Source organism: Hymenobacter glacieicola (genome assembly GCF_014640315.1).
GTDB lineage: Bacteria > Bacteroidota > Bacteroidia > Cytophagales > Hymenobacteraceae > Hymenobacter > Hymenobacter glacieicola.
The window spans coordinates 204,633-228,681 of record NZ_BMGS01000001.1; the positions used below are offsets into that span (position 1 = coordinate 204,633).

The 24,049-nt window shown below is 60.0% G+C and carries 18 protein-coding genes; 11 read left to right on the forward strand and 7 right to left on the reverse strand.

What is annotated here, in order from left to right; all coding sequences use genetic code 11:
- The first annotated feature begins 207 nt into the window (after window positions 1-207).
- The 4 genes from dxs to IEW18_RS00845 all read left to right on the forward strand — a co-directional run bounded on the left by dxs (window position 208) and on the right by IEW18_RS00845 (window position 5,064).
- Window positions 208-2,151, forward strand: coding sequence for a 1-deoxy-D-xylulose-5-phosphate synthase (gene dxs, locus IEW18_RS00830; RefSeq protein WP_188555927.1), 1,944 nt, complete (start codon window positions 208-210; stop codon window positions 2,149-2,151).
- Window positions 2,152-2,536: 385 nt separating this feature from the next.
- Complete coding sequence (locus tag IEW18_RS00835; protein ID WP_188555928.1) at window positions 2,537-3,085, forward strand: YceI family protein; 549 nt, start codon at window positions 2,537-2,539, stop codon at window positions 3,083-3,085.
- A 360-nt stretch (window positions 3,086-3,445) separates the two neighbouring features.
- A complete protein-coding gene (locus IEW18_RS00840) occupies window positions 3,446-4,213 on the forward strand; it encodes an alpha/beta fold hydrolase (RefSeq protein WP_188555929.1) in 768 nt (255 codons plus the stop codon).
- Between the two features lie 80 nt (window positions 4,214-4,293).
- A complete protein-coding gene (locus IEW18_RS00845; RefSeq protein WP_188555930.1) occupies window positions 4,294-5,064 on the forward strand; it encodes an alpha/beta fold hydrolase in 771 nt (256 codons plus the stop codon).
- Window positions 5,065-5,152: 88 nt separating this feature from the next.
- Here IEW18_RS00845 and IEW18_RS00850 read toward each other — a convergent pair whose 3' ends face one another.
- Both IEW18_RS00850 and IEW18_RS00855 read right to left on the reverse strand, forming a co-directional pair.
- Window positions 5,153-6,310 (reverse strand): TonB family protein, encoded by a 1,158-nt coding sequence (locus IEW18_RS00850; protein WP_188555931.1) that lies wholly within the window; start codon window positions 6,308-6,310, stop codon window positions 5,153-5,155.
- 35 nt (window positions 6,311-6,345) lie between these two features.
- Window positions 6,346-7,344 (reverse strand): aspartate-semialdehyde dehydrogenase, encoded by a 999-nt coding sequence (locus IEW18_RS00855; RefSeq protein ID WP_188555932.1) that lies wholly within the window; start codon window positions 7,342-7,344, stop codon window positions 6,346-6,348.
- A gap of 113 nt (window positions 7,345-7,457) precedes the next feature.
- Here IEW18_RS00855 and IEW18_RS00860 point away from each other — a divergent pair, with 113 nt between their 5' ends.
- The 3 genes from IEW18_RS00860 (at window position 7,458) to IEW18_RS00870 (ending at window position 11,132) form a co-directional block, all read left to right on the forward strand.
- Entirely contained in the window at window positions 7,458-10,064 is a 2,607-nt protein-coding gene (locus tag IEW18_RS00860; RefSeq protein WP_188555933.1) for a lamin tail domain-containing protein, read from the forward strand.
- 152 nt (window positions 10,065-10,216) lie between these two features.
- On the forward strand, window positions 10,217-10,606 hold the full coding sequence (locus tag IEW18_RS00865; RefSeq protein ID WP_188555934.1) for an SPW repeat domain-containing protein: 390 nt from the start codon (window positions 10,217-10,219) through the stop codon (window positions 10,604-10,606).
- Window positions 10,607-10,820: 214 nt separating this feature from the next.
- Window positions 10,821-11,132 (forward strand): hypothetical protein, encoded by a 312-nt coding sequence (locus IEW18_RS00870; protein WP_188555935.1) that lies wholly within the window; start codon window positions 10,821-10,823, stop codon window positions 11,130-11,132.
- A 92-nt stretch (window positions 11,133-11,224) separates the two neighbouring features.
- Here IEW18_RS00870 and IEW18_RS00875 read toward each other — a convergent pair whose 3' ends face one another.
- The 3 genes from IEW18_RS00875 to IEW18_RS00885 all read right to left on the reverse strand — a co-directional run bounded on the left by IEW18_RS00875 (window position 11,225) and on the right by IEW18_RS00885 (window position 16,095).
- Window positions 11,225-12,079: a transporter gene (locus tag IEW18_RS00875; RefSeq protein WP_188555936.1), complete on the reverse strand. Its 855-nt coding sequence runs from the start codon at window positions 12,077-12,079 to the stop codon at window positions 11,225-11,227.
- A 75-nt stretch (window positions 12,080-12,154) separates the two neighbouring features.
- On the reverse strand, window positions 12,155-14,425 hold the full coding sequence (locus tag IEW18_RS00880; RefSeq protein WP_188555937.1) for a TonB-dependent receptor: 2,271 nt from the start codon (window positions 14,423-14,425) through the stop codon (window positions 12,155-12,157).
- A gap of 293 nt (window positions 14,426-14,718) precedes the next feature.
- Complete coding sequence (locus tag IEW18_RS00885; protein ID WP_188555938.1) at window positions 14,719-16,095, reverse strand: Nramp family divalent metal transporter; 1,377 nt, start codon at window positions 16,093-16,095, stop codon at window positions 14,719-14,721.
- A gap of 246 nt (window positions 16,096-16,341) precedes the next feature.
- Between IEW18_RS00885 and IEW18_RS00890 the strand changes: the two genes are divergently transcribed.
- On the forward strand, window positions 16,342-17,379 hold the full coding sequence (locus IEW18_RS00890; protein WP_188555939.1) for a cation diffusion facilitator family transporter: 1,038 nt from the start codon (window positions 16,342-16,344) through the stop codon (window positions 17,377-17,379).
- Window positions 17,380-17,866: 487 nt separating this feature from the next.
- On the opposite strand, the gene IEW18_RS00895 is transcribed toward IEW18_RS00890, so the two are convergent.
- On the reverse strand, window positions 17,867-19,255 hold the full coding sequence (locus IEW18_RS00895; protein WP_188555940.1) for a PQQ-dependent sugar dehydrogenase: 1,389 nt from the start codon (window positions 19,253-19,255) through the stop codon (window positions 17,867-17,869).
- Window positions 19,256-19,416: 161 nt separating this feature from the next.
- Between IEW18_RS00895 and IEW18_RS00900 the strand changes: the two genes are divergently transcribed.
- Entirely contained in the window at window positions 19,417-19,851 is a 435-nt protein-coding gene (locus IEW18_RS00900; protein ID WP_188555941.1) for a GNAT family N-acetyltransferase, read from the forward strand.
- 152 nt (window positions 19,852-20,003) lie between these two features.
- Window positions 20,004-20,657: an HD domain-containing protein gene (locus tag IEW18_RS00905; protein ID WP_188555942.1), complete on the forward strand. Its 654-nt coding sequence runs from the start codon at window positions 20,004-20,006 to the stop codon at window positions 20,655-20,657.
- Between the two features lie 56 nt (window positions 20,658-20,713).
- Here IEW18_RS00905 and IEW18_RS00910 read toward each other — a convergent pair whose 3' ends face one another.
- A complete protein-coding gene (locus IEW18_RS00910; RefSeq protein WP_229728540.1) occupies window positions 20,714-21,286 on the reverse strand; it encodes a porin family protein in 573 nt (190 codons plus the stop codon).
- A 306-nt stretch (window positions 21,287-21,592) separates the two neighbouring features.
- On the opposite strand from IEW18_RS00910, the gene IEW18_RS00915 reads away from it, so the two are divergent.
- Window positions 21,593-24,046: a prolyl oligopeptidase family serine peptidase gene (locus tag IEW18_RS00915; RefSeq protein ID WP_188555944.1), complete on the forward strand. Its 2,454-nt coding sequence runs from the start codon at window positions 21,593-21,595 to the stop codon at window positions 24,044-24,046.
- Window positions 24,047-24,049 lie beyond the last annotated feature (3 nt).

The window sequence follows — 24,049 nt, forward strand, 5'->3', positions numbered from 1 at the left end:
CGGCCAAGGTGCTGAAGCCCGTTTAATCTGGCCGCCAACCGCAAACAATCGAAATTGCCGTAACGTTGTTACCGTTCGGCTGCCAACCGACGGGCGGGAAAAATCGTACCTTTGCCTGTTGTACGCAGTGAGCGGCCCTGGGTGTTTTAACCTTCCGTATTCCACTCCTGTTGCCTGGCTATTTATCCTCTCTTTTGCCCTGCCCCTATGCTAGTTGAACCCGGTGAACTGCTCGCGGAAATAAATTCGCCCGACGACCTCAAGAAGCTCAGCCCAGACCAGCTGGTTCAGGTAAGCCAAGAGTTGCGGCAGTTCATCATCGATTCGGTTTCCATTTACGGCGGGCACTTCGGGGCCTCCCTGGGGGTAGTAGAGCTGACGGTAGCTCTGCATTACGTCTTCAACACGCCCTACGACCAGCTGGTGTGGGACGTAGGACACCAAGCCTACGGCCACAAAATCCTTACCGGCCGCCGCGACCGGTTCCCGACCAACCGCCGCTACAAAGGCATGTCGGGGTTTCCGAAGCGCAGCGAAAGTGAGTACGACGCCTTCGGGGTAGGGCACAGCTCTACTAGCATCGGAGCCGCCCTGGGCATGGCCGTGGCTTCTGATTATAAAAAGGAGTTCGACCGCCAGCATATTGCCGTTATCGGTGATGGGGCCATGACGGCCGGTATGGCCTTCGAGGCCCTGAACCACGCCGGGGTGGAGAAGTCTAACCTGCTGGTTATCCTCAACGACAACTGCATGAGCATCGACCCCAACGTGGGCGCGCTCAAGGAATACCTTACCGACATTACTACCTCCCGCACCTACAACAAGGTGCGCGATGAGCTGTGGAACGTGCTGGGCAAGCTCAGCAAGTTTGGCCCCAACCCCCAGCAGATTGCCCGCAAAGTGGAGTCGGCCATGAAGGCGACCCTGCTCAAGCAAAGCAACCTGTTCGAAGCCCTGAACTTCCGCTATTTCGGGCCCGTGGACGGCCACGACGTGCAGCACCTCGCTACCATCCTCAACGACCTGAAGAGCATTCCCGGCCCAAAAATCCTGCACTGCGTGACGGTGAAGGGCAAAGGTTACGCTCTGGCCGAAAAGGACCAGACCCTGTGGCACGCCCCGGGCCTGTTTGATAAGGTGACGGGCGAAATCCACAAGAAAACCTACGAAAAACCTCAGCCGCCCAAGTACCAGGACGTGTTTGGCGAAACTATTGTGGAGCTGGCCGAGCAGAACGATAAAATCATGGGCGTGACGCCGGCTATGCCCTCGGGCTGCTCGCTCAACATCATGATGAAGCAGATGCCCGACCGCGCCTTCGATGTGGGCATTGCCGAGCAGCACGCCGTGACCTTCTCGGCGGGCCTCGCTACCCAGGGCCTAGTGCCGTTCTGCAACATCTACTCCTCCTTCATGCAGCGCGCCTACGACCAGGTGCTGCACGACGTAGCTCTGCAGAACCTGCACGTCGTGTTCTGCCTCGACCGCGCCGGTTTTGCCGGCGCCGACGGCCCCACTCACCACGGCTGCTACGACCTGGCTTACATGCGCTGCATCCCCAACATGGTGGTTTCGGCGCCCATGAACGAGGAGGAACTGCGCAACCTGATGTACACGGCCACCCTAGCTGAAAATGCTGGCCCGTTCAGCATCCGCTACCCCCGCGGCGAAGGCGTGATGCCTGAGTGGCGCAAGCCTCTGAAGAAAATTGCCGTGGGCACCGGCCGTGTGGTGCGCGAGGGCGAAGGCGTAGCCGTGCTCAGCATTGGGCACATCGGTAACTACGCCGTGAAGGCTACCGAGAAGCTGCTGCAGGAAGGCCTCAATCCCGGCCACTACGATATGCGCTTCTGCAAACCCCTGGACGATGGAATGCTCCACCGTATTGCCCGCCAGTACCAGGCCATTGTCACGGTAGAAGACGGCTGCCTGCAGGGCGGCTTCGGCGCTGCCGTGCTGGAGTTCCTCGCCGACCATGGCTACGCCCTACCCGTGCGCCGCTTAGGTATCCCGGACCGTATTGTGGAGCACGGTACTCAGGATGAGCTTTACAAAGAGTGTGGCTTCGACGCCGATGGTATTGCTGCCGCTCTGCGCGAAATGGCCGGCAAAGTAGCCGCCCAAGCCCCAGCAGAAACGGTGCTGCTATAACCTGCAACTGATGTAATAAAAAAGCCCTGCTGGATTCATCCAGCGGGGCTTTTCATTAGCAGCAAAGCATAAGTGATAAGCTAAAAAAACGGGCCTGCTGTGCTTATCGAAGCATCTTTCCCGCTTCGTCCTCACGATTAGGTTAGCCAGGGGTAGAGATGCTTCGATAAGCGCAGCAGGCCCGTTTTTCTCAACGCAATGGCAGACCAAAAGCCGAAGTAGCTCCTACTGCTTCGGCTTCATTGTATCCGGCGAATATGGGGATGAAAAAATATTTATTCGTGTAGGTACATCAATTGAATAAATGTCTCTACATTTGTCTCGGATTCGGCGGCGCAGATGCGCACGAATCTTTATAGTGTCATTAACAGCAACGCCTCCTACCATGGCTACTACCACTTGGGTAATTGACCCCACCCACTCCGAAGTACAGTTCAAGATTAAGCACCTCGTTATTTCGACCGTAACCGGCTCGTTTAAGAAGTTTGAGGGCCAGGCGGTTACCGAAAACGACAGCTTCGAGAATGCGCAAATTACCTTCGCGCTGGATGTAAACAGCATCGATACCAACCAAGAGCAGCGCGACGAGCACCTGCGCAACAACGACTTCTTCGACGCTGCTACCTACCCCCAGATTACTTTCACTTCCACCTCACTGACCGCAAAAGGGGACGACGAGTACCAGCTGACGGGCAACATGACCATCAAAGACGTGACCAAGCCCGTAACCCTCGACGTGGAGTTTGGTGGCGTGGCTACCGACTTCTACGGCAACGAAAAGGCCGGCTTTGAAATCAGCGGCAAAATCAACCGCAAGGAGTTTGGCCTGACCTTCCACGCTGTAACCGAAGCCGGCTCCATCGTCCTCGGCGACGACGTGAAGCTCTCGGCCAGCGTGCAGCTAGTAAAGCAGAAAGAGGCAGTAGTGGCCTAAGCTGCGGCCTCGGCGCTCTACGTTAGTATATAGTCCTATAGTCTGTATAGGGCATAAGGTAGAGAATAGAGCATAAGACCTAAAGCCCGTCATCCGGAGCTTAGCGCAGGACCTTACCAGGTAGGAACAGGACGTTGTTACGTCAATCGTTTACCCGTGATAAGGTTGTTCGCCAAGCTCCGGATGATGGGCTTTAGGTCTTGATTAACAGACCCGTTACGTTGCCAAGTCTAGTGCAGGATCCTGTTTGTTTTGCTGCCTGCTGGGAGAAGTTGAAAGCAAGCTTTAGCGTCTTACGACGTAGTTTTTTGCCGTCCCGATTACCAGTAGCGTATACTTGGGCTCTTAATTCAGGCTGACATGTCAACTTCCCAACCCACTATTCTTTTCCTGCACGGCTTCGCTGAGTCGCGCGAGGTCTGGACGGAATTCACCCGCGAGTTTCCTGACGGCTACCGTCTGCTCACGCTTAACCTGCTCGGGCACGGCACCAATGTGCACGACATCCGCGACTACAGCATGGAGGCCCAGGCCCGCTACGTGGCCGAGCAGCTGCGGCAGAAAAACGTGGAGCGGGCCCTGCTCGTGTGCCACAGCATGGGCGGCTACGTGGCCCTGGCCTTCGCCGAGCGCTACCCCGACATGGTGGCCGGGCTGGTGCTCTTCCACTCCACGGCGCTGCCCGATTCAGAGGAGAAAAAGGCCAACCGGGACAAGAACAAGGACTTTGTGCGCCGCCACGGGGTCGAGAAGTTCATGGAGTCGTTTATTCGGCCGCTGTTTGCGCCTGCCAACCGGGAGCAGATGCTGGAGCAGCGGGAGTTTCTGGAAGACATTGGCCGCGCCGTCCCGGAGGCCACCGTGCTGGGCGCCCTGGAGGCCATGAAAAACCGCCCCGACCGCACCCGAGTGCTTCAGGAAGCTCGTTTTCCGGTGCTGTTTATTGCGGGGAAGGAGGACGTAGCCGTGCCCACCGAAAGCCTGCTGCCCCAATTGGCGCTGCCCGCCCAAAGCCACGCCCTGCTCCTCAGCAACGTGGGCCATCTGGGTTACTTCGAGGAGCCCGAGCTGACGCGCCGGGCCGTGGTGAATTTCGCCGGAATGGTATTCGCACCCGAGGCAAAGTAGCTCGGCCTTAACGACTAGCTGCCGTAACGCGTAAGAAGATCAGGGCCGCCCGATGTAGGGCGGCCCTGTTTTTTTCCTCTATGAGCTCTTCCATCCCTACCCTGGTATTTCTGCACGGCTTTCTGGAAAGCAACGAAATCTGGGACGACTTTCTGCGCGACTTTCCTGCTGACTACCGCGCGCTTCGGCTTAACCTGCCCGGCTACGGCCCGGAGCCCCAAACCGGCCTCGATTATTCCTTTGAAGCCGCCGCCGACTACGTTCAAACGCAGCTGAGAGCGGAAGGCGTGCATCAGGTGTTGCTGGTAGGCCACAGCATGGGCGGCTACGTGGCCCTGGCGTTTGCCGAGAAGTTTCCGGCCCAAGTGGCCGGCCTGTGCCTGTTTCACTCCTCGTCCTTGCCAGATTTGGAGGAAGACCAGGAGCGGCGCCAACGCAACCGAAAGTTTCTGGAAGAGCAAGGGGTAGCGGCTTTTACGGAGGAGTTCCTGAAGCCCCAGTTTTCCGCCGCCCACCGCGAGTCTATGGAGCACCACCTGGCCATGCTCCAGCGCATCGGCGCGGCCGTACCGCTGGAAACGGCCCTGGGCAGCATGGAGGCCATGGCCCAGCGCCCCGACCGGCGCCCGGTGCTGGAAAAGGCTACTTATCCGGTTCTCTTCATTGCCGGCAAAGATGACAAAGCGGTGCCCCTGGCCAAAACCCACGAGGAAAGCCTGCTGCCCGACCACTCTACGGTGCTCTGGCTGGCCAACGTAGGCCACCTGGGCTTTCTGGAGCGCCCCACCGACACGCGCAAGGCTATTGAGGGCTTTGCCGAGCTGGTCTTTGGCAAGCAGATAGCTCACTAGATCCGGAACAGGATTCTAGCCCGGTATGCGCCGGCCCAGTCAGTTACCTGCGTGCTAAATGGTAGCACTACCCTGGGTAGGAGCTGCCTTATTTGATGGCAAACGTCACGGGAGTGACAAAAAATACGCTGGCTGGTTTGCCGTTCTGGCGGCCCGGCGTGAAATCAGCGAAGCCAGCTACTACGCGTAAAGCCTCCTCATCAAGGGAAGGATCAACAGAACGGATGACCGCGGGCTGCGTAACTTTGCCCTGTTCGTTCACGACGAAGTACACGAGCACTACCCCTTGCACTTGGTTACGCAGGGCCGCTACGGGATATTGAATGCGGTGAGCCGAAGTAGCAATCAGGTTTTCCTTGCTCGGAACTGGCATTTCATCCAGGTACGGATAGATAGGCTGGGTCAGCAGATCGGCAGGAAGGGTTTGGTAGGTAATGGGTAGGGTAATGGTGCTGGCTGTTGGCCGGCCATTGGCAAGCGCTGGCTTCCAGGCCGGCATGTGGCGCAGGTATTCCTCGGCTGCAGTATACAAGGCTGCTGAAGCGGCCGCCAATTTTTTGCCTTTGACCGGAGACCGAACCGCAGTGGCCGTAGTTACACGGCCGGTGGTATCAAGGTCAACCGTCACAAACACTTTGCCTTCGATACCGCCGGAACGAAGAGCTGCCGAGTAAGGCGCTTGGTGCAAATAGGAATACAACGCTTCCGGACCACCAGGAAACTGTGCCTGCTGCTTTTCGGGCTTGGTTGCCGCTTTGCCAAGCCGTTCGGCCAGCACTTGCTCTACATCCAAAGGAAGTCGAAAGGTAATGGGCACGGTGTACGCAACTGCCACGGGGCGTCCGACTTGCTTACCTGGCTCCCAGGCCGGCAGGTTGCTAACGGCCCGTACGGCTTCCGCATCCAGGAGCGGATGCAGGCTTTTTACTACCTCCGCGCCTTCCACCTTGCCCGAGGCAGCAACCACAAACTTCACGAACACCCGCCCGTGTAGTCGTTGCTGGAGTGCCTCCGTGGGGTAAACAATAGTCTGACCGATAGCCTGATACAGCGCGCTTTGTCCACCCGGAAATACGGGCATTTGCTCCACGTACGTGTACACTGCGGCCGGAATGGTACCCGGCCCCGGCGTAGATGCCGGGGCTGGTCCATTACTGGTAGGCTGCTGAGGTGCTTGGGCTAGAGCCGTAACATGGGTTGCGGCCACAACACCGCCAATAGCTAGTACCCGAAAAACACGAATCATATAACGAAACAGTAAACTCTAAAGGCAAGCGCGTATTACGCCTTCAGCAAGCCCATTTGCAGCATTTTTTCGGCAATCTGGACGGCGTTGGTGGCGGCGCCTTTGCGCAGGTTGTCGGCCACTACCCACATGTTGAGGGTGCGGGGCTGGGTTTCGTCGCGGCGCAGGCGGCCCACCAGCACGGCGTCTTTGCCGTGGGCGTCCTTGGGCATGGGGTACACGTTGTGTTGAACGTCGTCGACTACTTCCACGCCTTCGGTTTCGCGCAGGATGCGGAACACGTCCTCCAGCTCGAATTCCTGCTCAAACTCCACGTTTATGGCCTCGGAGTGGCCGCCCACTACCGGAATGCGCACGGTGGTAGCCGTAACCCGGATGTTCTCGTCGCCCATGATTTTCTTGGTTTCCTTCACCATCTTCATCTCCTCCTTGGTGTAGCCGTTGTCCTCGAACACGTCGATGTGGGGCAGCACGTTCAGGTCGATGGGGTGGGGGTAGGCCTGGGAGGTAACCTCGGCGCCGGAGCGCTCCTGCATGAGCTGGTCCACGGCTTTTTTGCCGGTGCCGGTTACGCTCTGGTAGGTGCTGACCACAATGCGCTGCACCTTGTAGGCTTCGTGCAACTTGTTGAGCGCCACTACCATCTGAATAGTGGAGCAGTTGGGGTTGGCAATGATTTTATCGTCGGGGGTCAGCTCTTTGGCGTTGATTTCGGGTACCACCAGCTTCTTGGTGGGGTCCATGCGCCAGGCCGAGGAATTGTCGATTACGACGGTGCCGACCTCGGCAAAGCGTGGGGCCTGCTCCTTGGAAATAGAGCCGCCAGCCGAGAAAATGGCTACGGCCGGGCGGGCGGCAATGGCATCGTCCATGCTGACCACCTTGTATTTCTGCCCCCGAAACTCGATTTCCTGGCCCACCGATTTCTCGGAAGCCACGGGCAGGAGTTCAGTGACCGGGAAGTTGCGCTCGGCCAGTACTTTCAGCATTTCGCCCCCGACCAGGCCGGTGGCACCTACTACGGCTACTTTCATGGATTCTAGGTGTTTGTCGGGAGCAAAGGTACATCACGAAATGTGGTTATATTTCACCCAATTATTGCTGCCCCACGGGCGGCGGCTACCCTACGTTTTGCTGCTTATCCTTCGTGAAAAAATTACTGCTTCTGCCGTTGTGCCTGGGCGCAGCTTCGGCCAGCGCCCAACTCGCGGATACCTTCGCCGACGGTAACTTCACCCAAAATCCTGCCTGGACCGGCGACGCGGCCGCTTTTCAGGTAAATGCGGCCCAACAGCTGCAAACCAATGGGCCGGCCGTCACCGGCTCCGAAATTCAACTGGTGACGCCTTGCACCGCTACCACCGGCACCACCTGGGAGTTTTGGGCGAACCTGAAGCTGGCCACCAGCGGCGGCAACTACGCCGACGTGTGGCTCATGTCCGACCAGGCCGATCTGAAAGCCAGCGGCACCAAGGGCTACTTCGTGCGCCTGGGCGGTACCACCGATGAAGTGTCGCTCTTTCGCCAGGATGCCACGGGCAGTCCGGTGTACGTGGTGAACGGGCAGGACGCTACCCTAAGCTCCCCCACCAACAACCTCGTGCGGGTGCGCGTGACGCGCACTACCCTGAACGTCTGGACCTTGGAGCGGGACCTGGCCGGCGGCACGGCATACGTGCGGGAGGGAATGGCCACCGATGCCACCCACCAGCGTAGTGCCTTCTTTGGGGTGTACACCACGTATTCGCAGGCCAATAGTAAGGCGTTTACCTTCGATGATTTCCGGGTAACCGACACTACGGCGCCCTTACTACTACGAGCCGCCGCGCCCAGTGCCCGCCAACTGGATATTACCTTCAATGAAGCCGTGGCCGCCGCGCAGCCCGTGGGCAGCTACCAGCTGGCGGGCACCGGAGCCCCGGCCGTAACGGCCGCCACCCGGGATGCCGCCGACCCAACCCTCGTGCACCTGACGCTGGCCGCCGATGTGCCGCTGGGCACCACTACGGTGGAGGTGCGGGGCGTAGCGGATGCCTTTGGTAACGTGGCGGCTGGCCCGCTGACGGCTACGTTTCAGACCAACGGCTTTGCCGTGGCGCCTACCGTGAACCAGGTGCTCATCACGGAAATCATGGCCGATGAAACGCCGGTAGTCGGGTTGCCCGCCTCGGAGTTTGTGGAGGTGCATAACGCCTCGGCTACGGCAGTGCTGGATTTAGCTGGGGTGCGCCTGCTGAAACCGGGAAGTGCCAGCGCGGCCGTATTTCCGGCCGGTGCCGTGCTGCTGCCGGGCGAGTACGCGGTAGTGTGTGGCAGCACCCGCGCCGCCCAGTTTGCCGGCTACGGCAAGGTGTTCGGGCTAACGAACTTCCCCAGCCTCTCCAACGCCGCCGACCAGCTGGTGCTGCGTGGCAAAGATGGCCGCACCTTGTTTGAAGTCAGCTACACCGACGCCTGGTATCAGGATGCCCGCAAGAAAGAAGGCGGCTGGACTCTGGAAATGGTGGACACCGGCAACCCTTGCGCCGGGGCGCCAAACTGGCGGGCCAGCACCGCTGCCACCGGCGGCACGCCCGGCCGGGTTAATGCAGTGCGGGCCGCCAACCCCGACCGTACCCCGCCGGCCCTGCTCCGCGCCCTGGCCCTTACCCCCACTACGGTGCGGCTCTACTTCGCCGAAAAGCTGGACAGCGCCGCGGCGGCCCGACCCGCGCACTATACCCTGGTGCCTGCCGCTACCGTTACCCGCGCCGTCCCGGCTACCCCCGATTTCCGGACCGTAGACCTAACCCTGGCTACCCCTCTGGCGCCCAACCAACCCCTGACCGTAACCGTGCAGCAAGCCCTGGATTGCGTGGGCAACGCCAGCGGCCCGGCTACCTCGGCCACATTTGCCTTGCCCGCGCCAGCCGCGCCCGGCGACGTGGTCATCAACGAAATCTTGTTTAATCCGCGAGTGGGGGGAGTTGATTTTGTGGAGCTGCTCAACCGCTCCGGCAAGTACCTGAATGTGCAGGGCTGGCAGCTGGGCAGCGTGGAAGCCACCGGTTCCATCCGGACCGAGCCGATTAGCAGCGGCCCGCTGCTGCTGCCTCCCGGTGGTCTGCTGGCCTTCACTACCCGCCCCGATATTATTTTGAATCACTACCCCGCCAGCACCAACCCGGCCAATCTGGTCCTGGTGCCGGACCTGCCCACCTTCCCCGATGATGGCGGCACCGTGGCGGTGCTGGATGCCCAAGCGCAGGTGCTGGACCGCTACGCCTACTCCGAAAAACAGCACCTGAAGCTCCTGGATCAGGTTGATGGCGTGTCGTTGGAGCGGATTCGGGCGACCGGCCCGAGCGAGTCGGGCAACTTTCACTCGGCGGCCAGCAGCGTGGGCTACGCCACGCCGGGCCGGGCCAACTCCCAGCAGCAAACCGAGCCGGAAGGGGCAGGACTGCTCACGGTAACTCCCGAACTGTTTACCCCCGACGAGGACGGCCAGCAGGATTTTACTACCCTCACCTACCAGCTGGAAGAACCGGGGTACGCCGGCTCCGTAACTATTTACGATGCCCAGGGCCGACTGGCTCGTCAGTTAGTGCGCAACGAAACGCTGCCCACGCGCGGCTTCTGGCAGTGGGACGGCCTGACGGATCGGGGCCAGAAGGCGGCGGTGGGCTACTACGTGTTGCTGGTGGAGCTGTTTACTCCTGGCGGCACCAAGCGCGAGTTCCGCAAAATGGTGGTGGTAGGCGCCCGGCTGTAAAGCTCTTCCGTCTCAGATTTCGAGAGCAGAATAAGCTCAACAATATTGTATTGTTTTAAGGTGATATTACATATTTTTTATTGCTCAACAATATCCTTTTAAAAAACGAGCTCGTAAAAATGAGCAGTTATTCACTTTAACTGACTCATTCTATGAAAGTAATATCACCCCGCATGCACGGCATGCTCGACTACGGCACCATTGCCTTGTTTGCACTGGCCCCCACACTTTTTGACTTCGATGGTCCTTACGCTACGGCTTGTTACGTGCTGGCCGCCGGCTACCTGCTCATCACTTTGATGACTGATTTTCCGATGGGCGTCATGCGCATGATTCCGTTTCCAATGCATGGGGGCCTGGAACTGATAAGTGGCTTGGCTTTGCTGGCAGCCCCGTTCATCTTTGGCTTTCACGATGACAACACCCTGGCTCGTAACTTCTTCATGATCATGGGGGTAGTGTTCCTGGGCTCGTGGATGCTCACCGACTGGCGCGCTGATACCCACACCCAAGCCCATAAGAACGTTATGCCGCAGCACTAAACTGCCGCGGTACCACACCGAAAAGCCCGATAGTGTAGTGCTATCGGGCTTTTTTGTCGGAAACTGCTGGAATGCCCCGAAAGCCGGTGCTGTTTCCAGGCGGTATTCAATTCATTGTTAAATGTCTGCCCATCAACCTGTTGCTTTGTTATGAAAATTGTGTCGCCCACTGCTCACGGCTTCATTGATGTAGCCTTTTATTACGGTGCTGGCCATGGCGCCCATCATGTTTGATCTGGAACCGGCCGTCGATACGGCGTGCTTTGTGCTGGCGGGGGGCTACCTGCTCATCACCCTGCTCACCGATTTCAAGCTCGGCATATTCCGCCTGATTCCCTTTCCGGTGCACGGCTGGCTGGACTTGCTCACGGGCCTGGCCCTGCTGGCGGCCCCGTTCCTGTTTCACTTCGAAGCCGGCAGCGCCGAACGAAACCTGTCGTGGATGCTGGGGGCGGTTTCCGTTATCACATGGTTTGTCACCGACTGGAAGGGCCAGACCCGCAGCATGATGACCGACCGGGGCTAACTTACTGCCCCGAACGTGACCAATCGGCCCGCCGCTTCAACCTGAAGCGGCGGGCCGATTGATTGTTAATCAACTGTTTGAAAGTGAGTTGTCTAGCGCCGCAGCGTCAGGCCCAGGAAAAACTCCCGGTAGGTTTCGCGGGTAAGGGGTAGGCCGGCGCCAAAGTCGAGCTGACAGTTTTCGCTGAGGGTGAGTTCGGGGCCTACGTTGAGGGTAGTGCGCCAAAGCGCCTGGCGGGTATCCCAGTTGCTCATCAGCTCGGCGTACACACCCAGCACCTTATTTAAGTCGTGGTTGACGGTGGCCGCGGGCATAAACGATACAAAGTGCTGGCCCGCATCCCGGTCGTGCTCCCAGTTGCCGCGCACCTGCACCGACAGCTCCGACGTTTCGGCCAGCTTGTACGTGAACGGCACCGACACGCCCGCTTCCCAGCCCCCGTTCCCAACGCTGCCACCGGTGGGCATGCGCACGAACGTAGCCACCGCCAGCGCCCCCCGTGACGGGCCATCGTCACCGAAAATGTTGCGTTTCACCCGCAGGGTCAGGTCGCCGAAACCCCGGTTACGCGCCGGGGCGGTGTTTTCCTGGGGCCACTCTTTCTCAATCGTGTACGATTCCACCACCAGCTGCACATCGGTTTGTTCCGAAACGCCAAGCTTCACTACGGCCTGATTAAAGAGTAACTCCCGGCGCCGCGTACCATCCTCGCGGCCGTTGCGCACCCGAAAAAGGTTGGTTTCTACTTGCAAATGGCCGGGGTCAATGGTGAAACCACTTTCCGTGATGCCGGGGCGGTCGGGGTGGAGCTTGCGTAGCTGGGTGCGCGGAGTAGGTTGAAACAGAGTGTAGCGCGGTTTGGCCGTAGAGTCCGGGGCCTGGGCTACCGCCTGGCTGGCCGCGCCAGCCAGCGCGCCAGTGAGCAAAAGGACGGGAAAAAATTTCATGAGGGGAGGAGTAGCGTATGCCGCTCCGTACGCAAAAACGGCCCGCCCGATCATGCAGGCCCCGCGCTGGCCCGGCTACAGGGTGTAGCGCACGCCCAAAAACAGCCGCCGGCCCTGCAGGGGCGCGAAGTTGTAGCTGGTGTCAAAGGTGTAGCCCTGCGGATTATCCACGCCCACGTTTTTATCGAAGGGGTCAAAAGGCCGCAGCAGGGCGTAGCGGGGCAAAAAGTTGAAGATGTTCTTCAGGCCTGCGTACAGCTCCAGCCCTTCCTTGAGCTTGCGCGTAGCCTGCACGTTCTGGAGGGCAAACCAGGGCGAGCGGCCGGGCCGAAAGTCGTTCGGGAAAACGGGCAATGCCATGGGGCTGCTCACCTGTCCGGTGTAGTCGAGGCTGAGGTTCAGGCGCTCCAGGGCGTAGCTCACGGCCCAGGTGCCGGAAAAAGGCGGGGAGTGAAACTGCGCTAACCGGCGCAGCGGGCCGCCATCAGCGGGCTGCTCCCGCCGAAACACGTCCAGCACCGTCACGCCTACCATCACCTTCAGGGGCCGGGCCAGGGCCACGTCGGTGTTCAGGGTGAAGCCCCGACTAACGGCGTACCCATTGAGGTTGCGGTAGATAATCTGGTTGGGGTCGGTGTCGTAGTCGGGGCTGATTTTGTTGGTGAAGTAGGTGTAAAACACGCTGGCATCGAGGGTGACGGTAGCGCCGCTGTTGAGCTGCAGGAAGCGGTTGTAGTTTACGTTCACGTTCCAGCTCCGCTCGGGCTTCAGGGCCTCGGGCACCACTACCTGCCGGGCCCCGGTAAGGGCGGCGTGGTCCTCGGTGAACAGGTTGACTACCCGGTAGCCGTTGCCCAACCCCACGCGCCAAACCTGGCTACCATCGGGCCGGCCCCACTTGTAGTTCAGGCGCGGGCTCAGGATGCTGCCGTGGCGGGAGTTGTAATCGTAGCGCAGCCCCAGGAGCAGGGTAGCGTCGGGCGTGAGGCGCCACTCGTCCTGCACAAACGCGCCGGGCAACTGCACCAAATCGGGGGCGTTGCGCGGGGTATCAGCAGGGCCGGTGGTAGCGGTGGCGGGCGTGTTGTCGTCGTACCAGGTGGTGCGGTAGGTAGCGCCCGTCAGCAGGTTATGGCGGATGCTCAGCTCCTTGGCCCAGGTCAGCTGCCCGAAGCCTACCCGTTGCAGGGCCCGGTACAGGGTAGTGCCGTAGGCCGAGTTCTGGCGGTGCTGGTTGAAGGTGCCGCTGAGCACGAGCCGCTGCCCGCGTACCGGCAGCTGGTACTGCCCCAGCAGCTCGTAGCGGCTCGTGTACACGCTTTCCCCGTAGATGCTGTCCTGGCCGCGGTGCTCGGGCGTCCAGTTCAACTGGCCTCCAAACCGGTCTTCGTAGTAGTAGCGGCCGGCCAGGTTGGCTACCCGCTGCTCGGGTCGGGCCCAGGTCCATTTGTTGAACACCGAAACGCGCTGCTGAGTAGGCACGTCGGTAAAGCCGTCGTCGTTCACGTCGCGGCGCTGGTTGTAGTGGTAGAGGTTGGTACTGAGCAGGGTAGAGGCCGCCCCGATTTTGCGCGCCACGCCCAGGTCCAGGTTCACGTCGCGGTGGGAGGTGCCGAACAGGTCGGCGGAAAAGCGCGGGGCCTTTGCCGGGTTTTTGGTAATGACGTTGATCAGGCCGCCCACCGCTTCGGAGCCGTAAAGCGTGGAGGCCGGGCCCTTCACTACTTCCACCCGCTCAATCAGGCTGCTCGGAATGCCGCTCAGCCCGTACACCGTGCTCAGGGAGCTAACTAGCGGCATGCCGTCAATCAGCACCATGGTATAAGGCCCTTCCAGCCCATTGATGTGGATGTCGCCGGTGCCGCAGACGTTGCAGTTGAGCTGGGGCCGCACCCCGTTAATCATGGCCAGGTTCTCGAACAAGCACACCGCCGGGTTCTTGCGAAACAGCTTCGGCGAGTACAGCTCCACGGCCACCGGTGACTCGCTCCGTATCACTTCGTTCAGGGTGCCGCTCACCACTACGTCGCCCAACGCGTTGGCACTGGGGTTCAAACTTAGGTTGAGGGTAGTCGACTGGCCCGCCGCTACGCTCACGTTGCGTTCGGTAGGCAGCAACCCTACCGCGCTGCTTACCAGCTTGTAGCTGCCCGCCGGCACCTTCGTTAGCACAAAGCTGCCGTGCTCATCGGCGGTAGTACCCAGGGTTGTGCCCTTCAGCCCGATACTGGCAAACGGCACTTCCTTGCCCTCTGACCGCACCACGCCCCGTACCGAGCCGGTGGGTTGGGCCTGAACAGCTAAGTTGCTGACAAACACGAATAAGCAAAGTAGGAGGTATCTCATTTAGCAGCGGCTTTACAAATTATTTAGATAAGTCTAAATCTGGTGGGCTGAAAAAAGCGCGGCAGTGCGCGCTGTCAGGATGTAGACCGGGTTTTTCTGTTTGAAAAAGGGTAGGAATGTGGGGGTAGTTCTAGTCGCCTCACCCCTAGCCCCTCTCCAGGGGGAGAGGGGAACCAGTTTTTAGCTTTCTAAGACCTAGAAGGAAGCAGACAACAGAACGATTTTTAGAGCTAGTCCCCCTCTCCCGCTGGAGAGGGGCTAGGGGTGAGGCGACTAGAACTACCCCCACATTCCTACCCGAAAAACGTTTCATATAACAGGTACACGTTCAGCGCGATGATGATGGCCGAGACCACCCAGGCCAGCACCTGCACCCAAATCTTGTTTACGAATACGCCCATTTTGGCTTTGCTGCTCGTGAACATGACCAGCGGCACTACTGCGAAGCTCAGCTGCAACGACAGAATTACCTGGCTGAGTACCAGCAACTCACCGGTGCCTTTTTCGCCGTACAGCAAGGTCACGATGAAGGCCGGCACTACGGCAATACCGCGCGTAATGAGGCGGCGCAGCCAGGGTTTGAGCCGTATGTTCAGGAAGCCTTCCATCACAATCTGCCCGGCCAGGGTGCCCGTAAGCGTCGAGTTTTGACCTGAAGCCAGCAGCGCTACCGCAAACACAACCGAGGCGGCGCCGGCTCCCAGCACCGGGGCCAGCAGGGCGTGGGCCTGGTTGATGTCGGCTACCTCGTGGTGGCCGTTTTTGTGGAAAGCGGCGGCGGCCGTCACCAGAATGGCGGCATTCACGAAGAAAGCCAGGAACAGGGCCACGGTGCTGTCGATGGTAGCAAACTTGATGGCCATGCGCTTGCCACCTTCGGTCTGCTCAATCTGCCGGGTTTGCACAATGCTGGAGTGCAGGTACAGGTTGTGGGGCATGACGGTGGCGCCCAGAATGCCAATGGCCACGTACAGCATGCCCGGTGTGGTAACCACCTCCGGCCGCGGTACCAGCCCGCCCAGAATGCCAAACCAGTCCGGGTTCGACACGATGATTTCGTAGAGGAAGCAGCCGAAGATCAGTACAATCAGGCCCGCCACGATGCTTTCCAGCACCCGGAAGCCCTTGTTCTGAAACAGCAGCACCACCATCACATCCAGAATAGTCAGCACGACCCCCCAGGTGAGGGGAATCTTGAACAGTAGGTTCAGGGCAATGGCCGAGCCGATAACCTCGGCCAGGTCGCAGGCGGCAATGGCTATTTCGCAGAAAAACCAGAGCACCATGCCCGTGGGCTTCGAGAAATGGTCCCGGCAGGCCTGGGCCAGGTCGCGGCCCGTCACGATACCCAACTTGGCGGCCAAGTGCTGGAGCAGCATGGCAAACAGGTTGGAAATCAGAATGACGGAAAGCAACGTATACCCGAACCGGGAACCGCCCGCAATATCCGTAGCCCAGTTGCCGGGGTCCATGTAGCCCACGGCTACCATCAGCCCCGGGCCCCAGAAGGCCAGCAGCTTGCGCCAGAAAGAAGCGTTCTGGGCGGGCACCCGAATGGAGGCGTACACCTCCTGCAAGGAGGGCGCCGTGCGGGCCTTGCGCCACCCGGCTTCCGGCGGCGTAAGGGGAGGAATCTGCGTATCGGTAGCGGAAGGTAAGACTGAGGGCATAGGGCAGGGCAAAGGGTCCGGCAAGGCGCCTGAGGAACTGATAGTCACAAAGAAAGCTAAATTTAGGGCAACCTAAATTTCTTTTTAAGACAGTCTACTTACTGCTTTTGTTTCAAAAAGTTGTCGTTACGGCGAGAAGCCCGAATTTTCCCGGAATTTTGTGCCCCCTTTTCTTGTCTTTGCTTGCCTGTACCGGAGTCTAATTGATCGGCCCCGCCGGTAGCTCTGCTTCCTCACTGCACCCTCATGGCCCGCCGACTTCCTGCTCGCTCCCTGTTTTCGCTGCCGCTTAAAACGCGCTTTGCCTTACTTTCCTTGGTGGTGAGCGTGGTGCTGGTGGCGGTGAAGTTTTACGCCTGGCTGCTGACCCGCTCCCAGGCCGTGCTGACTGATGCGCTGGAGTCAATTATCAACGTGGTAGCCAGTGGGTTTGCGCTCTATAGTATCTATCTGGCGGGCCTGCCCAAGGACGAAAATCACCCCTACGGCCACGGCAAAATCGAGTACTTGTCGGTGGGGTTTGAGGGCGGGCTGATTCTGATGGCGGGGGTATACATCTTTTACACGGCCCTCCAAACCATGCTGCATCCGCATGCCCTGGCCCGCCCCGACTGGGGCATGGCGCTGCTGGCGTTTACAGCCCTGGTAAACCTGGGTACCGGCTATCTGCTCATTCAGGCCGGCCGCAAGCACCACTCGCCTACCCTCGTCGGCGACGGGCAACATCTGTATCTGGACGCCGTCAGCACGTTTGTTTCGTGCGCCGCCCTGCTGCTGGTGGTGTTTACCGGCAACGTCATTTTTGACTCCGCCGCGGCACTGGTGCTGGGCGTGTTTATTGTGGTGAATGGGTACCGCATGGTGCGCCGGTCGGTATCGGGGCTGATGGATGAGACGGACAGTACTACCGTGCAGCACGTGGTAGCGGAGCTGCAGGAGCACCGCCAACCGGCCTGGATTGACGTGCACAACCTGCGGGTGGTGCGCTACGGGGCCAACCTGCACATCGACTGCCACGTGACCATGCCCTACTACTTCAGCCTGGAGCAAACCCACGCCGAGGTGCACAACATTGAGGTGCTGGTAGATCAGGAGTTTGAAGTGCAGGTGGAAATGTTCGTGCACGCCGACCCCTGCACCTTCGCCGCCTGCTCCCACTGCCGCATGCCCGACTGCCCCGTGCGGCAGCACCCCTTCGCCCAGGAAATTCCCTGGACCCTGGCCAACGTAGTAAAGAACGAGCGGCACCACCTGACAGAAGAGCCTCAGATGCAGGACGGGTAGGGTCGCTACAAAGCAACGCATAATGCGCAAACTGCACGTACGCAGCGAGTATAACACCCAATGAGTTGTGTGCACATTAGTGTTACAGCACGTCCTGCTGGGCGCAGTCGAAGCATCTCTCCCGCTTCGGTGGTCGTTCACTAGCCCAGGGTTTAAACCCTGGGCTATGGAGCGGTGGTCGGCACAGGCTCTTTGATTAGCCAGAGGTAGAGATGCTTCGACTGCGGCTGCGCCTTCGCTCAGCATGACACTCTTTTTACATTGGATTTAGATGTAGCTCTTCACCCTCACATCCACCTACCCCCGTCTGTCATTCTGAGCCGCGCGAAGGGCCTTATCAGGCTTGAACGAGTCGTTGATACGAGGTCGTACTGGCGTGATAAGGTCCTTCGCGCGGCTCAGGCTGACAGATGGGTTTAACTCATTTAGTCGACAATCAAGCATTATTCCCCATTTCACTACCTCACTATTCTACTTCACTGCCTTACTATTCTACCACTAAGCGTTGCGTGCCTGCCGCCGTTTTCACGGAGTAGAAGCCGGGCTGTAAACCGTGCAGGGATAGGGAAAGGCTGGACTGGCCGGCGGCAAACTGAGCGGTGCGCACTGCCCGGCCAAGCGCATCGTGGATGTGGACTGTGGCGGCCGTGCTGCTTGGGTTCGGGAGTTGGAGCGTGACGGTGCGGCTGGCGGGGTTGGGCCAGAGGCGGAGCTGGCTGCTGCGGCTGGCGGCGGTGGCCGTGGGCACGAACGCCCGGTTTTCCAGCACCAGAATCTGGTCGTCGTTGGAGCCAGGCGTGGCCCGGCCGTCGCGGTTGCTGGTGCCTACGTACACCCGGCCCGCGGGCGAGACGCAAAGGGCCCGCAGCCGCCCGAAAGAAGTCAGAGTGAACACGCCGGTGCCGGCCGTCGTGCCGGCCGCATCCAGCGGAATCTGGGTGAGCTTGTTGCCGCGCAGCGTGGCAGCCAGCAGGCTATTGCGCCAGCCCGGAATGGCGGGGTGGTCGTAGTAAGTAAGGCCCGCCACGCCCACGGTAGGAGCCCAGGTAAAGATGGGCTGCCGCACATTGTTGGCCGTGCAGAAACTTTGCTCCGCCGCCAGGTTGCAGAGCCCTTCCACCGTAGGCCAGCCGTAATTGACATTCGCTTCAATAATGTTGACCTCATCCTCGGCGTTTTCGCCGTGTTCTGAGCTGTAGATGCGGCCATTAGAGGCCCGCACCAACCCTTGCGGATTGCGGTGCCCGAAGGTGAAGCTACGGTTGCCGGCTACTGGGTTGTCGGCCGGAATGGTGCCGTCCAGGTTCAGGCGCAGGATTTTACCGTTGGGGGAGCTGCGGTTCTGGGCGGCGGGCCGGTCCTGGGCGTCGCCGGTGGTCATGAGCAGGGTCCGGTCGGGCAGAATGAGCAGGCGAGAACCGCTGTGCGTGCTTACGGCCGGAATGTCGCCGAGCAGTACCATAGGGCTGCCTAGCGTGCCGTTGGCGTAGGTCAGGCGGACCAGCTTTTCCTTGTAGCCGTTGTCGTTGTAATTATAGACCACGTACACGTAGGGCGACGTGGTAAACTCGGGGTGCAGCGCCATACCCAGCAACCCGCCTTCGGAGGAAGTCGCCACGTCGGGCAAGGTAATAAGCGGCGTCACCTGCCCCGAGCTTGGGTCGACGCGGCTGATGCGGCCGCCGCGCTCGGTCATCCAGATAAAGTTATCCGGGCCCCACACCAGCTCCCAGGGCACCTGCAAGCCCGTCGTCAGGGCCGAAACGGTAACCGTGGTAGCGCCCACCGGAAACGTGGTCAGGGCCGGGGCCGTTTGGGCCATTGCTCCCGTGCCAAGTAAAAAGCTGCCGAGGATAAGCGAGTTCAGCTGTTTCATAGCCAGTGAGTTAAGAAGGGTAGATGAGTTCAGTAAGCTAACGAGACGGAGCAGCTTTTGGATGAGGACCCTAGTAGTTTTGTCGGAACCACCGTTCTTGGCCATTATCCTCACCAGCCCAACCCCGCGGCGCTGCTGCTTACCTCCCATTTTCGGCTCTTATGTACACCGTTAGCACCGACCCGACTCTGCTTGATATACCGCTGATTCACCGCTACCTAGCCGAAGACTCCTACTGGGCTACCAACATTCCGCGCGAAACCGTGGAGCGGGCCATTGCCAATTCGCTCTGCTTCGGGGTGTACGCTCCGGACGGGGCCCAGGTCGCCTTTGCCCGCGTCATCACCGACCGGGCTACCTTCGCCTGGCTCTGCGACGTATTTGTGTTGCCCGAACGGCAGGGTCAGGGCATTGGCAAGCAACTTATGCAGCAGGTGTGGAGCCACCCCGATCTGGGCACCGTGCGCCGCCAGATGCTGGCAACCCTGGATGCGCACGGCTTGTACGAGCAGTTCGGCTTTCAGCCCCTGGCCCATGCCGAGCGCTATATGGAGGTCAAACGGGTAAACCCCTACGGAGCGCCTACAGCCAATTAGGCTGGTGCCGCCTGCACCAAGGAAAAACGAAGCTTGCCGCTGCACTTGCTCACGAACAAGAGCCTGTTGCTGGCTATGGATTGATTGGTTTTATTTTCGTTTCTATTGATTAACGCCGAATTTCTCCCTTCACTCCGCGTTAGTTGCTACGTATGAATACCACCTTGGCTGCCCGCTGGCACCGCCTTACTAGCCCGTTGCTACCCAATGATGAGGCCCGGCGCACGGCTGCATTTCAGCAGTTGGAAAGCGCTTACACTGCCTCCGACCGGCACTACCACGCCCTGCCCCACATACGCGCCCTGCTCGATGCCGTAGATCAGCACGCTAGTTTGGTCCACGACCGGGAGGTAGTGGAGCTGGCCGTCTGGTTTCACGATGCGGTGTACAACCCCCTCCGCGACGACAACGAGGCCCGTAGCGCCGCCCTGGCCCTGGAGTTTCTGCAGCACTCTACCCTCACGCCGGAACGCCGCCAGCGCGTTGCCTTCCTGATTGAGCGAACCAAGGACCACACCCAGCCCCAACCCGCCGCCGACTCCGACCTGCTGCTTTTTCTGGATGCTGATCTGCAAATCCTGGGCGCCCCGGAGGCCGACTATTGGCAGTACGCCCGGCAGGTGCGCCAGGAGTACCGCCTCGTGCCTGATTTCATGTACCGCCGGGGCCGCCGCAAGGTGTTGGAGAAGCTGCTCGCGGCTGCTACCCTCTACCACACGCCCGCCTTCCACGACAAGCTCGACGCCCATGCCCGGCGGAATCTGCAGGCAGAATTGATTGCCTGGGAGAAGGGTGCGGGAGTGTAGAGCTTGTCCGAAATAGCAGGTGGCCGTAGATAAAGACAACCGTTAGTCCAGGACCGTCACTTACCCATTAAATAGCTCACTTGCGCTTGAAACACACTGTTGCGCGGGCCTTTGGGTGAGAGTGGCGTAAGGTCGTGGGTATAGCGCAGGGTTGCCCCCAAGCCTAAGGGTAACTGGTAGCCGATGCCAGCCAGCGCGCCCGCTACTGCGCGGTTAGAGCCTCCCAAGTCGGTAAATGTGCCGTTGGAGGTTTCATAGCGGGCGGCGGCTAGGAAACTAACCTGGGGTCCTAGTTCAAAAAACAGCCCGTGGGTGTTGAGTTTGGCTAGCAACGGCACATCAATGTAGTGCGAGCGGTTAATGTAAGTGCCATTGGGGTAGGTGACTTTCGAGCCTTTTGCCGAATAAAGTAACTCAGGTTGGAACAGGAAACCACCATCGGCTGAAAGCGGCACCTGCGCAAAAAGACCTGCCGCCGGGCCAAACAGCCGCTTGATTCCACCCAGATAACCCGTCACGTTACTATAATTGAGGCCCGCTTTGAGCCCCACCCGAACGTGTTGCGCCGCTGCCGGCCGCGCCCCGGCGCCTACTACAAATGCAGCGCAGAATAACAGTAGTTTTTTCATCACAAGTGAAAAATAGAAGTCCCGCGCTTCACGTGTTGATGAGCGACGTGGAATCCGTAAGCTGACCAGTAGCTGTGCTAGCCACCAGACAACCCGTACCTCAAGTTGCCGGTTGTGCCATCTGCTCACGTTGCTAACTCCCAACACCGGTTACCCCTTCTGCAATTGTCAGCATGAAACTAACCGGACACGCGCCGTCCGTTGGACCGGACCTTAACTGCTACTGCGCAACGAACCAGGAAAAGCACTGTCCATTCGTAGCCGCTGCGTAAGTTGCGGCCTGCTATTCCTCTTACCTCTCCTTCCATGTTGAAGCTTTCCATACTGCCGCTGGGTGCGGTGCTGGCGCTGCTGCCGTTTGCTGTTCACGCCCAGCAGCTGGCCCCGCTTACCGTCGAGAAAATCATGCGCGACCCGGCCCAGTGGCTGGGCAACTCACCGAGCAACATCTCCTGGGCGGAGGATGGCAAAACCATCTATTTCAACTGGAACCCCGAAAAAGCCCGCCGCGACTCCCTTTATCGGCTGCCCGTGGCGGGTGGTGCCCCGCGCAAGGTGAGCCTGCGCGAGCAGCAGGCCCTGCCTACCACCAACGGCGAGTATGACCAGCGCTACACCCGCAAAGTGTACGAGCGGGAGGGCGACATTTACCTGCTGGACCTGAAAACGCAGCGGGTGCGGCGCGTAACCAACACGGCCGAGCGGGAAACCGACCCGCAGTTTGCCCTGCTGGGCCGCGTTATCAGCTACACCCGGGCCGGCAACCTGTTTACCTGGGACCCCGCCACCGGCGAAACCACCCAGCGCACGGACTTCCGCCGGGGCAACCGGCCTACCTCGGGCGAGCCGACTGATAAGTCGGAGAAGTTTCTGAAGGCCCAGCAGCTGGCGTTGTTCGAGGTGCTGCGCGGCAAAGACCAGGATGCCAAGGCCCGGCAGCGCCAGCAGAAAGCCCTGGCCCGGCTGCGGCCCAAGGCCATTTGGCTGGGTCAGCAAACGGTGCAAAACCTGCGCCTCGCCCCCGATGGCCGGTACGTGACCTACACGTTGGTGCAGGAGCCAGCCAACGAGAAAGTAGCCCTGGTGCCCAACTTCGTAACTACTTCGGGCTTTACCGAGGACATCAGCACCCGCACTAAGGTTGGCGCCGCCCAAACAGCCTACCAGCTAGGACTGTATGATATCAGTCGGGATACCACATTTGTGCTCGGCTATAAGGAGCTGAAAGGCCTGGACGAGCAGCCCGCCTACCGCAAAGAGTACCCGCTGCAAGCCAAAGCCCCTACCCCCGCCGACACCGCTAAGGCCGCCGGGACTAAAAAGGAAAAGCCCGCCACCGAAGTGCGTCACGTTATTCCGTTCGGGCCTTTCTGGTCTGATAACGGGCAGCACGCCTTCCTGGTCATCCGCAGCACCGATAACAAGGACCGCTGGATTGTGGCCCTGGACCCGGCCACCCAGAAAATCCGCCTCCTGGACCGTCAGCACGACGACGCCTGGATCAACGGCCCCGGCATCGGGTACGACGAAGGCAACGTGGGCTGGCTGCCCGATAACCGCCGCATCTGGTTTCAGAGCGAGGAGTCCGGCTTCAGCCACGTGTATACCGCCGACATTACCTCGGGCCAGAAGAAAGCCCTGACCAGTGGCCGCTGGGAAGTGCAAAAAGCCCAGCTCAGCCGCGACCGGAAAACCTGGTACCTGACGGCCAACAAAACCCACCCCGGTGAGCAGCACTTCTACCGCATGCCCCTGGAAGGCGGCTCGCTGACGCAGATTACTACCCGCACGGGGGCCAATGAAGTTACCTTGTCGCCCGACGAGAAGACCCTGGCCGTGCGCTACAGCGCCTCCAACAAGCCCTGGGAGCTTTTCCTGATGGATAACAAGCCCGGGGCTAAGATGCGCCAGCTCACCCACAGCACTACCCCCGAGTTTGAGAGCTACCCCTGGCGCGCCCCGGAAGTTATCAGCTACAAGGCCCGCGACGGGGCCGACGTGTACGCCCGCCTTTACCGTCCGGCCAATGCCGTAGCCCAGGGCCCGGCCGTAATTTTTGTGCACGGGGCCGGCTACCTCCAGAACGCGCATAAGTGGTGGAGCACCTACTTCCGCGAGTACATGTTCCATAACCTGCTGGCCGACAAAGGCTACACGGTGCTGGATATTGACTACCGCGGCTCCGCCGGCTACGGCCGCGACGTACGCACGGGCATTTACCGCTACATGGGCGGCAAGGACCTCACCGACCAGGTGGACGGCGCCAAACTGCTCACCGACAAGTACGGCGTAAGTCCCCAGCGCATTGGTATTTACGGGGGCTCCTACGGTGGCTTCATCACCCTGATGGCCATGTTCACCCAGCCCGACGTATTTCAGGCCGGGGCCGCTTTGCGCTCCGTTACGGATTGGGCCCACTACAACCACGGCTACACCGACAACATCCTCAACGAGCCCTACAACGACTCCCTGGCCTACGCCCGGTCCTCGCCCATTAACTACGCCGCCGGCCTGAAAGGGCACCTGCTCATGTGCCACGGCATGGTCGATACCAACGTGCATTTTCAGGACATCGTCCGCCTTTCCCAGCGCCTGATTGAACTGAAAAAGGAGAACTGGGAGCTGGCTGTGTACCCCGTAGAGGACCACGGTTTCGTGGAGCCCAGCTCCTGGACCGACGAGTACAAGCGCATTCTCAAGCTATTCGAAACCAACCTGAACCCGGGTAGTGCTGCCCCTAAAACCACCAGCGGGCAGTAGCGG

Excerpts from the sequence above, each read along its gene's own strand:
- dxs (WP_188555927.1), top strand. The coding sequence starts at position 208 with ATGCTAGTTGAACCCGGTGAACTGCTCGCGGAAATAAATTCGCCCGAC.
- IEW18_RS00835 (WP_188555928.1), top strand. The coding sequence starts at position 2,537 with ATGGCTACTACCACTTGGGTAATTGACCCCACCCACTCCGAAGTACAG.
- IEW18_RS00840 (WP_188555929.1), top strand. The coding sequence starts at position 3,446 with ATGTCAACTTCCCAACCCACTATTCTTTTCCTGCACGGCTTCGCTGAG.
- IEW18_RS00845 (WP_188555930.1), top strand. The coding sequence starts at position 4,294 with ATGAGCTCTTCCATCCCTACCCTGGTATTTCTGCACGGCTTTCTGGAA.
- IEW18_RS00850 (WP_188555931.1), bottom strand. The coding sequence starts at position 6,310 with ATGATTCGTGTTTTTCGGGTACTAGCTATTGGCGGTGTTGTGGCCGCA.
- IEW18_RS00855 (WP_188555932.1), bottom strand. The coding sequence starts at position 7,344 with ATGAAAGTAGCCGTAGTAGGTGCCACCGGCCTGGTCGGGGGCGAAATG.
- IEW18_RS00865 (WP_188555934.1), top strand. The coding sequence starts at position 10,217 with ATGAAAGTAATATCACCCCGCATGCACGGCATGCTCGACTACGGCACC.
- IEW18_RS00870 (WP_188555935.1), top strand. The coding sequence starts at position 10,821 with ATGGCGCCCATCATGTTTGATCTGGAACCGGCCGTCGATACGGCGTGC.
- IEW18_RS00875 (WP_188555936.1), bottom strand. The coding sequence starts at position 12,079 with ATGAAATTTTTTCCCGTCCTTTTGCTCACTGGCGCGCTGGCTGGCGCG.
- IEW18_RS00880 (WP_188555937.1), bottom strand. The coding sequence starts at position 14,425 with ATGAGATACCTCCTACTTTGCTTATTCGTGTTTGTCAGCAACTTAGCT.
- IEW18_RS00885 (WP_188555938.1), bottom strand. The coding sequence starts at position 16,095 with ATGCCCTCAGTCTTACCTTCCGCTACCGATACGCAGATTCCTCCCCTT.
- IEW18_RS00890 (WP_188555939.1), top strand. The coding sequence starts at position 16,342 with ATGGCCCGCCGACTTCCTGCTCGCTCCCTGTTTTCGCTGCCGCTTAAA.
- IEW18_RS00895 (WP_188555940.1), bottom strand. The coding sequence starts at position 19,255 with ATGAAACAGCTGAACTCGCTTATCCTCGGCAGCTTTTTACTTGGCACG.
- IEW18_RS00900 (WP_188555941.1), top strand. The coding sequence starts at position 19,417 with ATGTACACCGTTAGCACCGACCCGACTCTGCTTGATATACCGCTGATT.
- IEW18_RS00905 (WP_188555942.1), top strand. The coding sequence starts at position 20,004 with ATGAATACCACCTTGGCTGCCCGCTGGCACCGCCTTACTAGCCCGTTG.
- IEW18_RS00910 (WP_229728540.1), bottom strand. The coding sequence starts at position 21,286 with ATGAAAAAACTACTGTTATTCTGCGCTGCATTTGTAGTAGGCGCCGGG.
- IEW18_RS00915 (WP_188555944.1), top strand. The coding sequence starts at position 21,593 with ATGTTGAAGCTTTCCATACTGCCGCTGGGTGCGGTGCTGGCGCTGCTG.